Consider the following 15,034-nt stretch of genomic DNA (forward strand, 5'->3'; position numbering starts at 1 on the left):
GGAGATTACCATGGCGCGTGCCGCTTACAGCTATCGCGATGATGCCGATGTGCCGGATTTCGCCGATGACCAGCCGCTGATCATCTTCGATGGCGAATGCGTCTTCTGCTCCGGCTGGGTGAAATTCGCGCTGAAGCACGACAGAGAGCGGCGCTACCGCTTCCTCGCCGCCCAGTCGCCGCTCGGCGCCGCGCTCTACCGGCATTATGGGCTGAACGAGCGCGATTATGAAACCAATATCCTCATCGAGAATGGCCGCGCCTTCTTCAAGTCGGATGGGTCGATCCGCATGGTGGCCGGCCTCGGCTTTCCCTATTCGCTGGTGAAACTCTTCCGGCTGTTGCCGCGCCGCCTTGCCGATACGCTTTATGAATTCATCGCCCGCAACCGGCTGAAGATCGCCGGCCGGCAGAGCTGCATGGTGCCGACGGCGGAGCAGCGGAGCCGTTTCATCGCATGAGCGGCGAGCGGCTCTCGCTGCTGATCATCGGCGGCTACGGCACCTTCGGCGGCCGGCTGGCGCGGCTGCTCGGCGATGAACCGCGCCTCAGGCTGCTGATCGCCGGGCGCTCGCTTGAAAAGGCCGATGATTTCGTTGCCGATCTCAGATCCCCGAAAGATGGATCCGAGGGCCTGGGAAGCAGCAATCTCGGGGCAAGGCTGCAGGCGGTGGCCTTCGATCGCGATGGCAATCTCACCGAACAGCTGACGCGGCTGCAGCCCGATCTCGTCATCGATGCCTCCGGGCCGTTTCAGAGCTTCGGGGACGAGCCTTACAAGGTCGTGCGCGCCTGCATCAATCTTGGCATCGATTATGCCGATCTCGCCGACAGCACCGGATTTGTCGCCGCGATTGGCGGGCTCGATGCCGAGGCCAGAAAGCAAGGCATTTTCGCGCTCTCCGGGCTCAGCAGCCTGCCGGCGCTGTCCTTCGCCGCACTCGATGTCGTGGCGCCGCAATTTGCCCGGATCGAGAGCGTGGCGGCGGGCATTGCCCCCTCCTCGCATGTGAAGATCGGCCGCAATGTCGTCGGCGCCATCGCCAGCTATGCCGGCAAAGATGTGCCGCGGCTCCGCGACGGGAAGGCTACGCGCGGGCGCGGGCTGATCGATACAATGCGGGTGACGGTGGCGCCGCCGGGTGCCGTGCCGCTGCGCAGCCGCAAATTCCTGCTGGTGGATGCGCCGGATCTGGCGCTGCTGCCGGCACGCTTTGCCGGCCTGCAATCCACCTTCACCGGTGTGGGAACCGAGCCGCAGCCGCTGCAGAGCGTGCTCGCCCTCTTCGCGCAGCTCGTCCGCTGGCGGCTCCTGCCATCGCTGGCGCCGTTTTCGCGGCTGATGCAGCGCGCCAGCCATGCGTTTGCGCGAGGCGAACATCGCGGCGGCATGTTCGTGCAAGCGAGCGGCATAGATGCTGCCGGCAAGCGGTTGACGGCGGGCTGGCATCTGATCGCCGAGGGTGACGACGGGCCGTTCATTCCTGCGATCGCAGCCGAGGTGTTGGTGCGCCGGCTGCTTGCCGGTGAGCGGCCCGCGCCCGGCGCGCGGGCCGCGGCCGGGGAATTGCGGCTTGCAGATTTCGAGGCGGCCTTCCGGCGCTTTTCGATCACCACGGGCATGCGCAGGGAATGCGAGGCGGAAGCCCAGCCGCTCTACCGGCAGATTCTCGGCATCACCTTCGACCGGCTGCCGCCGGCCGTTGCCGCCATCCACGCCGGCGGGGCGCGCACCGCCTCCGGCCGGGCGCGTATCGAGCGCGGCGGCGGATGGCTTGCGCGGGTGGTGGCGCGGCTGATCGGCTTTCCCAAGGCGGGCAAGGATGTGCCGGTGACGGTGCGCTTTGCCGCCGAGGGCGACAGGGAGATCTGGACGCGGACCTTCGGAGATAAGAGCTTCCGCAGCATTCTGATGGAGGGCAAGGGCCGCGACCGGCATCTGCTCGCCGAAGTCTTCGGGCCGTTCCGGGTGCTGATCGCTTTGGTGCCGGAAGGCGAGAGGCTGCGGCTGGTCGTGCGGGGCTGGCGGTTTTGCGGGATTCCGCTGCCGCTGCTTCTGGCGCCGGGCGGGGAGACTTATGAAGAGGAGCGCGATGGGCGATTCCACTTTCACGTCGAGATCGGCGGGCCGCTGACCGGGCTGGTGGTGCGGTATACGGGGTGGTTGGATTTGGAGTGAGGGGACGAGGCGACACGCTCTCTCCGACCTCATCCAGAGGTGCGCAGCCCACAGGGCGAAGTCTCGAAGGACAGAGCTGGCCACCGGTCTTGCCACGTGAGGACCTTGCCCAGCGTTCGGAGAGAAGAGAGGCCTTTAGGTTGGTCAACCAACATAGAGCTTGTTCAAGGGGTGAGGCTCAGTCGTGTATTCGATCGAGAGAATTGAAATCGTCACACGGCTTAATAACTGAACATCGATCTCACATTTCTCGGGAACGTAGATGTAGAGATCATCCGGCCTCTTCTCTGCAGCTACGCTCACACCTCCCTGCTTTCTGACGGCAAATGTATGGATGACTGAATTTTTAAGATCAGGCCGGATCTGCAATGCACATTTCACAACCCGATCAAACTCCAAGAAATCATTCGGGACATGGAGAGAAAAGACCGTTCCTATGGGAAACTCCAAAAAGTGGCAGCCGCTGACAAATTTTAGATAGATCTCACCTGAGACGGTTTTGACGAAACCGAATTCATCAAGGGTGTCCTGCTCAGTCACGGTCAGAAAATCGCCCTTGCTTCCCATGACAGCTCCTTTAGCGCGCCGTTAGAATGTCGCGTTTACCGCGCCCCTCCCGTCATTCCTTCCCGTCATTCCTTCCCCGAGGCGTGTCTGGCCTCGGCGATCTCAACATCGCGCGGCGGTTCTTGCGACAAGTGATATAGTTGAATTTCGGTCGTTTAAACTGAAACGATGCGAGAGAGGTATTTTTCCATGGGAGACCAAAAGCACCCGCTGCAGCCTGGAGATGCCGCGCCCGCCTTCGCGCTGGCCGCGGCCAATTTCGACGGAACGGTCTCTTTCGCCGACTTAAGTGGCCGCCCGTTCCTGATCGGCTTCTTCCGCGGGCTGCACTGCCCATTCTGCCGGCGCCAGGTCGAACAGCTTGCCGGCATACAGCCCACTCTGCGCGCCTCCGGGGTGGAGACCGTGGCCGTTATCAACACACCGGTGGAACGCGCTCGCCTGTATTTCCGCCACCGCCCGACGCCGGTCACGCTGCTATGCGATCCCGACTGCCATACACATCGGGCCTATGGCGTGCCCCGTGCCGAATTCCTGCCCGATGGGAGCAGCGAGCTGCCCGAATGGCCTTATAGCGCGACGATGGCGCAGTTCCAGGCGGCGCGCATCAACCCCACGGGCGAGTTGCCCGAACCAGTTCAACCGATGGAAGCCAATACGGTCCTCAACGCCAAGGACCGGTTCGAGCTTGATGAAACCGATATGGCGATCTTCGCGAACCACGCCAGCCAGCTCGTCGGGCACTTCCTGGTCGATGCGAACGGCACCATCGCCTGGACTCAAATCGAGGCGCTGGACGGACCGAACAGCCTTTGCATCTTCCCGAATGCAGCGGAGATCATCGCGGCCGCGGACGACCTTGGACGCTGATCGCATCGTTGTCGGGTGATTGGTGCCGCCTCTGGCGGCACCGGAAAAAGGGGTTGCGTTTTCCGCGGCGTATCCCGGCCCTTCGCTCAGGCTCAGGGCGTTCGCAACTGCAATCGATTCACTGGATCGATTGCTGGCGCTTTGCGCCACCGTTGCTCACCCACCCGCGATCCCCAGGAGTTCGGCGTCGAGCGCCTTTAGATAATCATCGGCAATCGCGGCGCTGAAGCCGAGGTCGTGCTGGCCGTAGCGGGAGGCGACGCGGATGTCGACGAAGGTGGTTTCGGCCTCTTCGCGCAGGCGGATCAGGATATCGAAGCGCAGGCCGAGGATCAGCGTGCGGCTGGTGGCCTGTAGCGTTACGCCGTTGGCGCCGCGGATGAGCTTGGCGACATCGTCGTCATAGGGGCGCGGTGTCGGCACGGGAACGATATCGGGTGCATCGGCAACCGCATCGTCGCCCGGCTGCGGCTTGAGCGACTTATCCTCGAGATCGCGGCCGGGCTCGGTATCGCCACTGCTTCTCGTGATCGTGAAGCCGCTTTGCTTGGCGACCTTGCGCACCGCCTCCAGCACCCTGTCGAGCGCGCCTTCGTAACGCCGGCCGGTCAGTTCGGGATAGGCGGCCATCTGCTTTTCACGATCTTCCGGCATCACCTCAGGGTTTCGCTTCAGCCAGATCTGGTCGGCCTTTGGCGGCGAAAGCCAGTCCGGGACGGAGACCGGATCGGTGGAAACGTCGTAGATATCAGGCAGCGTCATGTAGCGCTCGACGGCCGAGGCGCCGAGGGCCAGCGGAAAAGCGGCGTAAATCAGCGCCGCCAACGCACTCAGCCCGCCTTCGGCACCCGTCATCCAGAGGCTGCGCAGCCCGATTGCGGCAAGCAGGGCGGCCAGAAGCGCGCAGCCGGCAGCGGCGATGAGAAGCAGCACCAGATAGGGCGTGGCGAGACCGCCGAAGCGATGGGCGATCATTACCGCCAGCGCCAGAACCAGCGAAAATGCCCCGAGCAGCCGCGAAACGCGTGCGGCGCTGGAAACGGGGCGGTCGAAGCGGATGGCCATCAAACTTACCGGTTGCTCGTCAGCGCCGCGCCATGGACCACGCAAATCGCCATGAACCTGTTTAGTGCAAGATTCGGCTAAATTGAAACTGTTGTCTCAAGCATATCGGGTGGAATCCACGACGAAGGCGCCGCTCATTCCATAAGCCCTTGCTGATATGTCAAAAAAAGGCCATTCTGCCGCGGTTTCAGCTCCGATTGCAGGACAGGAGAGACGGGATGATTTCACCCGAGATAGCAGCAAGGCCGCAGGCGTCTGCGCTTGGCGGTATCGACCATTCCGAACCGATGCTGCCGATGGAGCTCGTCGAGCTCGAACTTTCGCTCGAAGGTTATGCCGGCGGCGATGCTGGCTTCTGCGAGGCCGTGCGCCTGGCAGCCGGGCGTTCCGGCGGCGAACTGCTGTTCGACCTTCCGGCTGGCGGCCTCATCGAGGATTGCCGGCGCATCGCGGTGCTGCGCATTCCCAACGGCGGAAGCGAGATGCGCGTCGTGCTGGCGCTGCTCGACGCCAACGGCACGGAAATCCGTATGCAGGCGCCTGACCGAGAGACGGCGCATCTGGTGCGCTTCGCCGATGCCTTCATCGAGCTGCTGGAGCGGATCTGAGATACAGAGTCCGGCGGTCGCTGGATCCTCCAGCATCAGTTCCTGGTCCCGCTTGCCGTGATGAGGGCGACAAGGTCCGCGTCGCCGGTTTGCCGGGCGATATCAAGGGCTGTCATGCCGCTGTCGTCCTTGGCATTGGGATTTGCGCCATTCTCCAGAAGAGCGGCGACAACATCGGGCCCATTCTGCTGGTTATCTAACTGGACGATCAGAGGGGTTCGGCCGCGATTGTCGCGAGCCTCAATATCAGCCCCCTTTTCTATGAGGATATTCACTGCCTCTGGGTCGGTGACAATATGGAGAATGGTGATCCCTTCGTCGTTCCTGGCGTTGATATCGGCGCCGTTCGTAAGCAGAAGCTCCAGGATTTCGCGTTCGAAATACATGTCGAGAAGGTGGATAGGCTGGAATCGATATTCATCGACCGACGTCGCCAGAGATGGTTCGGCTGCAAGCATGGTTCTTACGGTCGCGACATTGCCCGCATGGACGGCATCATGGAATTTCTTGATGACATCCGTACTCGCTGCGGCGGCCGAACTGAATGAAAGTCCCAAGATGGCAATCACGCGCAGGATAAAGCGAAGCATTGTTACTCCGAAACTTGGGGCTGGATCGCACGGGAGCTTGGATCAAATCACAGCGCACGCGCTTCTGGATTACCGCCGCTCGGCCGCCGCTTCCGCGAGGCTACGGAAGGGAAACTTGCGCCCGCATTCGCATTTGAGCATGAAAGATTCCTGGTGGTTGGAAGGACGCTGCACGCCGAAGCCGCGCGGCAGCTGATCGACCTTGAAATCCGGGTGCTTGCGATTGGGGTCGTCGATCTCGGAGGCCTCGGCAAAGCCGGCATTGCCGCATTGCGGACAGCTGAGTTTCTTCGAAAATCGATCGCGAATGGCCATGCTCGTCCCCATGCTTGAGAGGCTCCCCTCTTACAGAGGAATGCCGGTTCGTGAAAGCGGAACCATCTTCCGTCGGTGCCGTTCCCTTCCGGAAAGGAGGCGATCATGCCGAACAGAGATCCGATCCCGACACCGACGACCGACACACCGCGCGGCCCGACGCCGACCCCCGGCATTCCCGACCGCATTCAGGAAAAACCGCCGCTGACGCCGGCGCAGGACCCCGGCGATACGAAGAACCCGCAGGACCCGCCGCTTGATCCGGCGCTGCTGCCGATCGGTGATCCGGCGGGGGCGGCGTGATTTTGGTGAGAGCATTCCCCCACCCTTGTCTCATTCCTGTGCCCGTCACAGGAATCCAGCCACCGTGCGTCCGCGCGGTGAATGACTCTTGTACGGTGAAGCAGGGTTTCCGGCGCCAAGGACTTGGGCGCACTGGATTCCTGTGACGAGCACAGGAATGAGGAGGGCTTCCCTCAAGTAAGGACAATCGGCTCTGCCTATCTCCTCGCTTGACGCCCGCACCCGAATGGCATTTCCTCAGGGAAAAGCAAGGAATACACGGATGCGCGTCCCCATTCTCGTCACCGTCATAACCACGCTCGCCGCCGGACTTTCCGCCTGCCAGACGATGACGCCGGAGGAGCGGCGGGCGGCGGATGAGCAGCGCTGCCTCGGTTATGGGTTTCGCCGCGGCACGGATGGCTTTGCCACCTGCCTGCAGCGCATCGATCTCGACCGGCGGGCTGAATCGCGGGCGCAGAGCGCCGAACTGATGCAGAGCATGGCTTGGGATCTCAACGGGCCTTATATTTACCGCGAGCGCTGGCACCATCATCATTAAGGCCGGCCGCCCGCAGGCGCTTTCCGGTCGTCTTGCTATTTTCCCGCTGGTCCTTCAGCTCCGATATGACCGCCTGCGCCGCCGCGAGCCTCGCGATCGGCACGCGGAAAGGGGAGCAAGAGACATAATCGAGCCCGATCGTCTCGCAGAAGCGGATCGAGGCCGGGTCGCCGCCATGTTCGCCGCAGATGCCGAGCTTCATGTCCTTGCGGGTGCGCCGGCCGCGTTCGGCGGCGATGCTGATCAGTTCGCCGACACCGTCGAAATCGAGCGAGATGAAGGGATCGTGCTCGATGATGCCCTTGCGCTGATAAGTCGGGATAAAGGCCGAGGCGTCGTCGCGAGAGATGCCGAAAGTGGTCTGCGTCAGGTCGTTGGTGCCGAAGGAGAAGAATTCGGCGGCCTCGGCGATCACATGGGCGCGAAGGGCGGCACGCGGCAGCTCGATCATCGTGCCGACCAGGTAATCGATCTTCATGCCGGCCTCGTTCATCACATCGCCGGCGATTTCGTCGATGCGCGCCTTGACGTAGTCGAGCTCGGAGCGCAGGCCGACGAGCGGCACCATGATCTCAGGCACGACGGCGGCACCCGTCTCATGGGCTGCGGCCACGGCCGCCTCGAAGATGGCGCGGGCCTGCATCTCGACGATTTCAGGATAGGAGATCGCCAGCCGGCAGCCGCGATGGCCGAGCATCGGATTGAACTCGTGAAGCGCATCGACGCGCTGGCGCAAAGCCAGAGCCTCCATGCCCATGGCGAAGGCGACTTCGGCCACCTCGTCGTCGGTCTTCGGCAGGAATTCGTGCAACGGCGGATCAAGCAGACGGATCGTCACCGGCAGGCCGTGCATGACGGTGAAGAGGCCGGTGAAATCCGAGCGCTGCATCGGCAGAAGCTTGTCGAGCGCCAACCGCCTGCCCTTTTCGTTTTCAGCGAGGATCATCTCGCGCATGGCGTGGATGCGTTCGCCCTCGAAGAACATGTGTTCGGTGCGGCAAAGGCCGATGCCCTCGGCGCCGAAGGAGCGGGCGGCGCGCGCATCGGCCGGCGTATCGGCATTGGTGCGCACCGTCATGCGCCGGGCGCGGTCGGCCCAGCCCATGATGCGGCCGAAATCGCCGGAAAGCTCCGGCTGGATCATCGGCACCTCGCCCTTCAGCACCTGGCCGGCGGAACCGTCGATGGTGATGATATCGCCCTTCTTCAGGGTGACGCCGATGCCGAGCAGGCGCTCGTTGCGTTGATCGATGCGCATGGTGCCGGCGCCGACGACGCACGGCGTGCCCATGCCGCGGGCGACGACCGCCGCATGGCTGGTCATACCGCCGCGCGTCGTCAGGATACCTTCGGCGGCATGCATGCCATGAATATCCTCGGGGCTAGTCTCGACCCGGAGCAGGATGACCTTGCGGCCTTCGGCCTCAGCTTCCACGGCCTCTTCGGCGGTGAAGACAATAGCGCCGGTCGCCGCTCCCGGCGAGGCCGGCAGGCCGGTGCCGATCACCTGGCGGGTGACGCGCGGATCGATCGTCGGATGCAAGAGCTGGTCCAGGCTTGATGGTTCGATGCGCAGCACCGCCTCCTCTTCGGTGAGCACACCCTCATCGACCATATCGACGGCGATCTTCATCGCCGCGCGCGTCGAGCGCTTGCCCGAGCGGGTCTGCAGCATCCACAGCCGGCCGCGCTCGATGGTGAATTCGATATCCTGCATGTCGCGGTAATGGATCTCGAGTTCGCTGCAGATGCGGCTCAGCTCGTGGAAGGCCTCCGGCATCAGCTTTTCCATCGAGGGCTTGTCGGAGCCGGAGGAAAGACGCCCCTCCTCGGTGATGCTCTGCGGCGTGCGAATGCCGGCGACGACATCCTCGCCCTGGGCGTTGACGAGGAATTCGCCGTAAAGCGCCTTTTCGCCGGTCGAGGGGTTGCGGGTGAAGGCGACGCCGGTCGCCGAGGAATTGCCGAGATTGCCGAAGACCATGGCCTGGATGTTGACGGCCGTGCCCCAGCCTTCCGGAATATTGTGGAGTTGGCGATAGGTGACGGCGCGCGCGCTCATCCAGCTGGAAAAGACCGCGCCGACGGCACCCCAGAGCTGGACTTCCGGATCCTGCGGAAACTCCTGCTCCAGTTCCTCCTCGATCAGCTTTTTGTAGAGCGAGACGATATGCTGCCATTCCGAGGCGCTGAGTTCCGTATCGAACTCGTAGCCGAGCTTGGCCTTCTCGTCTTCCAGTATCTCCTCGAAGGCATCGTTGCCGAGGCCCATGACCACATCGGCATACATCTGGATGAAGCGACGATAGCTGTCCCAGGCGAAACGGGCATCGCCTGCATCATGGCCGAGCGCCTGTACCGTCTCGTCGTTGAGGCCGAGATTGAGGACCGTGTCCATCATACCAGGCATGGAGACGCGCGCGCCGGAGCGCACCGATAAGAGCAGCGGTTGGCTGACGGAGCCGAAGTGGCGGCCGGTGATTGCTTCTATGGCAGAAATGCCCGCACGCACCTCAGCCTGCAGCCCTTCCTCGATGTGGCGGCCGTTCTTGTAATAGGTGTTGCAGGCGTCACTGACGATCGTCAGTCCCGGCGGCACCGGAAGCCCGAGGCGGCACATTTCCGCGAGATTGGCGCCTTTGCCGCCAAGAATCTCCTGGTCGCGCGCCCGGCCCTCTGCCTGCCCGTCGCCGAACGTATAGACCCACTTGGTCATCTTCCCCCCAACACCAAACCGGGATTAGCTTAATCCCTTGGTGTTGAAATGAAAATCGACAAATGCGGCAAAATGTTGCGACGCACAATAAATGTTAGCGCCGCGGGCCGTCGAACCGATTGAAACATTTCGGCGCATAAAAAAAGCTTTGCGGGACTGCAACATGTCCCGCAAAGCCTTGTTTCCGTCCGGCCAGGAAAACCGGACGGGGGGTCCCTCAACCCAGGAGCGGTTCCTAAGAATCGCTCTGATCTTAGTCTTACGCAATTCCCGGGAGCCGCCTCACGCTTCGGGGAATTGCTCACGGCATCCGGTTTTGCCCTCTACCGGAAACCGCTTCGCAAATCCGATATGCGCAACCTTGACTGCCTGCCTTCCAGCAAAATATCAGGTTGCGTTGAAACAACTTCTAATGCAAGTCATTGCAAAGAGCATCACCCAAATGGGGTACAGGCCGCCTAAGAGCCGACCTTTTTTGGTGTTTAATGCCAATCTTTTGATTTTTCGCAATTTTTGGACGCAAAGCCGCTCGGCAACCTCGCTGGAATTGCTCCCGCGCTTCATCCAAACCCGGACGCAGAAAACCACGGTGCGCTTCCTTGAGATCGCTCTAGGCGATCTCGCGCAACCGCTCAGCCGTCTGCAGGTCGACGGAGACCAGCTGGGAAACGCCCTGCTCGGCCATGGTGACACCGAAGAGGCGGTTCATGCGGGCCATGGTGATGGGATTGTGGGTGATGATGACGAAGCGCGTTTCGGTGGAAGCGGCCATCTCGTCCATCAGATTGCAATAGCGTTCCACATTGTGGTCGTCGAGCGGCGCATCCACCTCGTCGAGCACGCAGATCGGCGCCGGATTGGTGAGAAAGACCGCGAAGATCAGCGCCATGGCCGTCAGCGCCTGCTCGCCGCCGGAGAGCAGCGTCATGGTCTGCGGCTTCTTGCCCGGCGGACGCGCCAGGATTTCCAGGCCGGCTTCGAGCGGATCGTCCGATTCGATCAGCTGCAGTTCGGCCGTGCCGCCGCCGAAAAGATGAGTAAACAATCGCTGGAACTGGGCGTTGACAATGTCGAAGGCGGCGATCAGGCGCTCGCGGCCCTCGCGGTTGAGGCTCTGGATGGCGCCGCGCAGCTTGCGGATCGCATCGATGACATCGTCGCGTTCCCTGACCAGCGTTTCGAGCTTCTCGCTCAACTCCTTCTGCTCCTCGTCGGCGCGCAGATTGACGGCGCCGAGGCGTTCGCGCTCCATCCTCAGGCGTTCGAGCTCGCGCTCGACTTCACGCGGGTCGGGGAGAGCCTGCATGGCCGGACGTCCGGTCAGACGCAGCGCCTCGTGCGGGGGCACGTTGAGGACCTCGCGGATGCGGCTTTCGCTCTCCTGCCGCTTCTCGCGGGCAGAGACAAGGCGCTCCTCGGCGCGGCCGCGGCGTTCTCGGCATTCGGCGAGCTCGGAGAGCGCGGTTGCCGCCTTGTGGTCGGCTTCGCGCTGGATGCGTTCGGCCTCGGCCAGGAGATCGCCGGCGTTTCGCCGTGCTTCCTCCGCTTTCTGCAATTCGCTGAGCAGGGCGCGGCGTTTGTCATCGAATTCATCCGGCGCCATTTCGAGCTCGGCAGCTTCTTCGCGTGCCTCTTCCTCGCGCTCGCGGAGCGTGGCGACATGATCTTCGCCGCTTGCCGCGCGCTGGCGCCAGGTCTCGCGCTCCTGGCCGATCGCGACGATGCGGCGCTGGCGGGCCTCGTTTTCTCTGGCGAGACTTTCGTGGCGGGCGCGGCTTTCGGCGAGCGCACCGCGATCGGTCGCAACCTCGGCCTGCTGGAAACGCAGCCGCTCATCGATCTCGGTCAGATCGGGCGCATCCTCCAGCTCGATGCGGGCATTCTCCTCCTGGACGGCGATCTCCTCCAGCTGCGCGCGGAGTTGGCTGGCGGCCTCGCTGACAACGTCGCGACGACGGATGAGGTCGCCGGAGGCACGCTCGGCAGCCGCGAGCGCTTCACGCGCTTCGCCAAGATGACGCGCCGACAGACGGCCCATGTCGCGCGCTTCGGCCAGTCTGCGCTCCTCCCCACGGATCGCCTCGGCGGCGGCCGCCTGCCGCTCCTCGGCTTCAGCAAGGATATCGCGGGCAAACGCCGCCTCGCCCTCAAGCTCTGCCAGACGGTTTTTCTGGGCAAGGCGCAGCGCCGCAGCACTCGGGGCATCGGCACCCGTGACATGTCCGTCCCAGCGGTAGACAGCGCCCTCTTTCGTCACCAGCCGCTGGCCGGGCTTCAGCGTCGCCATCAGCGAACCCGCATCACCCTTCGCGACAAGGCCGATCTGACGCAGACGGCGGGTCAGCGCGGACGGCGCACGAACGTGGTCGAGCAGTGGCGTAACACCTGACGGAAGCGCCGGATCGGCGGCGCCATCGCCGTTTCCGGACCAATGGGCCGGCGCCTCGGCATCAAGCGGCGATTCCAGATCGTCGCCAAGGGCGGCGCCCAGCGCGGTTTCGAAGCCGCGATCGACCTTCAGCTCTTCGGCAACGGGCGGAAATCTGCCCGCCGCCGCCCCGGCGGCCAGCATGCGGGAAATGGTGCGGGCCTCGGTTTCCAGCGCATTCAGCGCCGAACGGGCCTGCTCGACCGGCGCGCGCGACAGTGCCTCCGTCTGGCGGGCAGCGGCAAGCGCCTGTTCGACCGTCTGGACCGCAGCTTCGGCGTCGGCGACGGCGATTTCGCCGGCCTCCACCATTGCGCGCTTCTCCTCGGGATCAGGCAGGCCGGCAATCTTCTCGCCGATGGCCGACAGTTCCTGGTTCGCCTCGTCCATCTGGCGTTCAAGACGCATCCGGCGGTCAGCAAGATCGCGGATGGCGCGCTCCAACTGATTGCGGCCGGCGGCGGCCTCGGCGCGCTCGGCCGTCAGCGCGGTGAAGATGCGCTCGCTGTCCGCCAGCTTTGCGGCCGCTCCCTCGAAGGCCTCGCGGGTTTCGTCGGCATAGCGGCCTGAATCGGCGAGGATCTCCAAGATTTCTGCCTCTTCCGCATCAAGCCTGGCGAGGATGATGGCATTGTCGGCCACCAGCCGTTCCTCGCGTCTGATATCCTCCGCAAGCTGGGCGAGCCGGCGCGTGAGTTCGTCGCGGCGGCGCAGGATGCGGCCGGCATCTTCCTCCAGCTGGCTTCTAGCGATCTGCAGCCGCTGCAGCGCGGCGGCGGCACGGGCTTCCCCGTCGCGCAGTTCCGGCAACTTGAGGCTGGCGATGCCCTGCTGCTTCGCCGCTTCCATCTGGACCTGTGCCTTTTCGGCGACGACTGATGTCGCCTGGTTCAGCGCGCTGTCGGCCTCGGCCTCGGCCTCCTTGGCCTGTACCCAGCGGATGTGCAGAAGCATCGCCTCGCGGGCGCGGATATCGGCGGACAGCGTCTTGAAGCGGTTCGCCTGGCGGGCCTGGCGCTTCAGGCTCTCGATCTGGCTTTCGAGCTGCGAAGTGACGTCGTCGAGACGTTCGAGATTGCTTTCGGCGGCGCGCAGACGAAGTTCGGCCTCGTGGCGGCGCGAATGCAGGCCTGATATGCCGGCCGCCTCTTCAAGCAGCTGGCGGCGGGCCTGCGGCTTTGCCTGGATCAGCTCGCCGATGCGCCCCTGCCCGACCATCGAGGGCGATCGCGCCCCGGTGGAGGCGTCGGCAAAGAGCAGCTGCACGTCCTTGGCGCGGCTTTCCTTGCCGTTGATGCGATAGAGCGAACCCTGTTCACGCTCGATGCGGCGGGCAACCTGAATCTCGTCGCTATCGTTGAAGGCGGCAGGCGCCGTGCGCTCGGAATTGTCGAGATAGAGCGCCACTTCGGCGGTGTTGCGGGCCGGGCGATTGCCGGAACCGGAGAAGATCACGTCATCCATGCCGGAGGCGCGCATGTTCTTGTAGGAGTTTTCCCCCATCACCCAGCGCAGCGCCTCGACGAGGTTCGACTTGCCGCAGCCGTTCGGGCCGACGACGCCGGTCAGCCCCCGTTCGATGATGAATTCCGTCGGCTCGACGAAGGATTTGAAGCCGACAAGGCGCAGCCTGTTGAACTTCATGCAGAAGCTCCGGCGCGGAGGGTGGGGATGGCACCCCCCTCTGCCCTGCCGGGCATCTCCCCCACAAGGGGGGAGATCGGCAGGAGGCTAGGGTTTCCCCAAACAACGGGCCGCACGTCCAGAGCAGCCTTGAAAGGGTCAGATATTGAGGATGGGACGTTTCCCCCTGCCGATCTCCCCCCTTGTGGGGGAGATGTCCGGCAGGACAGAGGGGGGTGCTTCCCACGCAGCGACAAAAAAAAGGGCGCACGGCTTTCGCCGTCGCCCGTCGTCGTCAAACGGTGCGGTTCAGAGCAGGCTGTCGATGAGCGCCGACATGGTGTCAACCGGCATGTCTCCAGAATAGCGCTTGCCATTGATCAGGAAAGTCGGCGTGGCGTTGACGCCGAAGTCCTTGGAACCTCTTTCCCGCGTGGCGTTCACTTCATCCAGAAGCTTCTGGTTCGTCAAGCATTTCGTAAAGCTATCCTCAGTAAATCCGGCAAGCTTCGACATCTGTAGCAGCGCGGCGCGGCCGTCATCGGCGGCGGCCCAGACCTGCTGCTGCTTGAACAGCATTGATACCATCGGGAAATACTGCTCAGGCGTGCTCAACTGCTCCGGATTTGAAGCGTTGCAGCGGGCAAGCATGAAGGCGGCGGCGGCGCGCGGGTCGAAGGGGAATTCGCGGATGATGAACTGCACCTTGCCGCTGTCGACGTATTTCTGCTTGATGGTGTCAAAAGTCGTGTTGTGGAAATGCGCGCAGTGCGGGCAAGTCATCGACATATATTCGACGATCTTGACCGGGGCATCGGCCTTCCCCAGCGCCATCTCAGGCAAGGCGCCGGGCTTTAGCACTTCGGCCATATCGACGTCGCCGTCGGACTGCGGCATTTCCGTCCCGGACGTAGCAGCCGTCTGAATGGTGTCGACATTGGTGCCGTCGGCCATGGTCTTGCCGGAGGACGAAGCATCGGCAGCGTCATTGCTGTCGTTGCAGGCGACAAGCGTTACGGCAGCTGCGGCGATGGCGATGCCACCCAGGAGGCGGCGTTTCGTCAGTTGCATTTCGGACATCTGCATGGGTTCCCCATAGGTACGAGAGTGACGGCGTGACTGTGCGATATAACGGCTGACGGCCGCTCACAAGCCACGGATCAGCAACTTCCTTCAAAGAATTGTGACCGTGATGGGACCGCCAGACAAAATTGCGATCGATCGGCTTGT

13 protein-coding genes are annotated in these 15,034 nt (G+C 63.3%); 6 read left to right on the forward strand and 7 right to left on the reverse strand.

What is annotated here, in order from left to right; genetic code table 11:
* Positions 1–10: 10 nt before the first annotated feature.
* Both ATY76_RS30645 and ATY76_RS30650 read left to right on the forward strand, forming a co-directional pair.
* Positions 11–460, forward strand: coding sequence for a DCC1-like thiol-disulfide oxidoreductase family protein (locus ATY76_RS30645; protein ID WP_088678401.1), 450 nt, complete (start codon positions 11–13; stop codon positions 458–460).
* On the forward strand, positions 457–2,178 hold the full coding sequence (locus ATY76_RS30650; RefSeq protein ID WP_088678402.1) for a DUF4166 domain-containing protein: 1,722 nt from the start codon (positions 457–459) through the stop codon (positions 2,176–2,178). Before ATY76_RS30645 ends, ATY76_RS30650 begins: the two co-directional genes overlap by 4 nt.
* A 144-nt stretch (positions 2,179–2,322) precedes the next feature.
* Here the strand turns inward: ATY76_RS30650 and ATY76_RS30655 are convergent, their stop codons facing one another.
* A complete protein-coding gene (locus ATY76_RS30655) occupies positions 2,323–2,745 on the reverse strand; it encodes a hypothetical protein (RefSeq protein WP_088678403.1) in 423 nt (140 codons plus the stop codon).
* A 189-nt stretch (positions 2,746–2,934) separates the two neighbouring features.
* Between ATY76_RS30655 and ATY76_RS30660 the strand changes: the two genes are divergently transcribed.
* Positions 2,935–3,615 (forward strand): redoxin domain-containing protein, encoded by a 681-nt coding sequence (locus tag ATY76_RS30660; protein ID WP_088678404.1) that lies wholly within the window; start codon positions 2,935–2,937, stop codon positions 3,613–3,615.
* 156 nt (positions 3,616–3,771) lie between these two features.
* Here the strand turns inward: ATY76_RS30660 and ATY76_RS30665 are convergent, their stop codons facing one another.
* A complete protein-coding gene (locus tag ATY76_RS30665; protein WP_088678405.1) occupies positions 3,772–4,680 on the reverse strand; it encodes a DUF1499 domain-containing protein in 909 nt (302 codons plus the stop codon).
* 218 nt (positions 4,681–4,898) lie between these two features.
* Here ATY76_RS30665 and ATY76_RS30670 point away from each other — a divergent pair, with 218 nt between their 5' ends.
* Positions 4,899–5,288: a hypothetical protein gene (locus ATY76_RS30670; RefSeq protein WP_088678406.1), complete on the forward strand. Its 390-nt coding sequence runs from the start codon at positions 4,899–4,901 to the stop codon at positions 5,286–5,288.
* Between the two features lie 35 nt (positions 5,289–5,323).
* On the opposite strand, the gene ATY76_RS30675 is transcribed toward ATY76_RS30670, so the two are convergent.
* Both ATY76_RS30675 and ATY76_RS30680 read right to left on the reverse strand, forming a co-directional pair.
* Positions 5,324–5,878: an ankyrin repeat domain-containing protein gene (locus ATY76_RS30675; RefSeq protein ID WP_088678407.1), complete on the reverse strand. Its 555-nt coding sequence runs from the start codon at positions 5,876–5,878 to the stop codon at positions 5,324–5,326.
* A gap of 69 nt (positions 5,879–5,947) precedes the next feature.
* The gene (locus tag ATY76_RS30680; protein WP_088678599.1) at positions 5,948–6,193 is read right to left on the reverse strand and encodes a hypothetical protein; all 246 of its coding nucleotides are present in this window, start codon (positions 6,191–6,193) and stop codon (positions 5,948–5,950) included.
* Positions 6,194–6,298: 105 nt separating this feature from the next.
* Between ATY76_RS30680 and ATY76_RS30685 the strand changes: the two genes are divergently transcribed.
* Together ATY76_RS30685 and ATY76_RS30690 are read left to right on the forward strand one after the other, a co-directional pair.
* Positions 6,299–6,496, forward strand: a complete 198-nt coding sequence (locus tag ATY76_RS30685) for a hypothetical protein (protein ID WP_029531594.1) — start codon at positions 6,299–6,301, stop codon at positions 6,494–6,496.
* Positions 6,497–6,758: 262 nt separating this feature from the next.
* Positions 6,759–7,037, forward strand: a complete 279-nt coding sequence (locus ATY76_RS30690; RefSeq protein WP_088678408.1) for a hypothetical protein — start codon at positions 6,759–6,761, stop codon at positions 7,035–7,037.
* On the opposite strand, the gene ppdK is transcribed toward ATY76_RS30690, so the two are convergent.
* The 3 genes from ppdK to ATY76_RS30710 all read right to left on the reverse strand — a co-directional run bounded on the left by ppdK (position 6,991) and on the right by ATY76_RS30710 (position 14,890).
* Positions 6,991–9,753: a pyruvate, phosphate dikinase gene (gene ppdK, locus ATY76_RS30695; RefSeq protein WP_245310198.1), complete on the reverse strand. Its 2,763-nt coding sequence runs from the start codon at positions 9,751–9,753 to the stop codon at positions 6,991–6,993. The genes ATY76_RS30690 and ppdK overlap by 47 nt on opposite strands.
* 610 nt (positions 9,754–10,363) lie before the next feature.
* A complete protein-coding gene (locus ATY76_RS30700; RefSeq protein ID WP_088678409.1) occupies positions 10,364–13,825 on the reverse strand; it encodes a chromosome segregation SMC family protein in 3,462 nt (1,153 codons plus the stop codon).
* Between the two features lie 288 nt (positions 13,826–14,113).
* Positions 14,114–14,890, reverse strand: coding sequence for a DsbA family protein (locus ATY76_RS30710; RefSeq protein ID WP_088678410.1), 777 nt, complete (start codon positions 14,888–14,890; stop codon positions 14,114–14,116).
* Positions 14,891–15,034: the final 144 nt, after the last annotated feature.

This window comes from Rhizobium sp. R339, assembly GCF_002211395.1.
Lineage (GTDB): Bacteria > Pseudomonadota > Alphaproteobacteria > Rhizobiales > Rhizobiaceae > Rhizobium.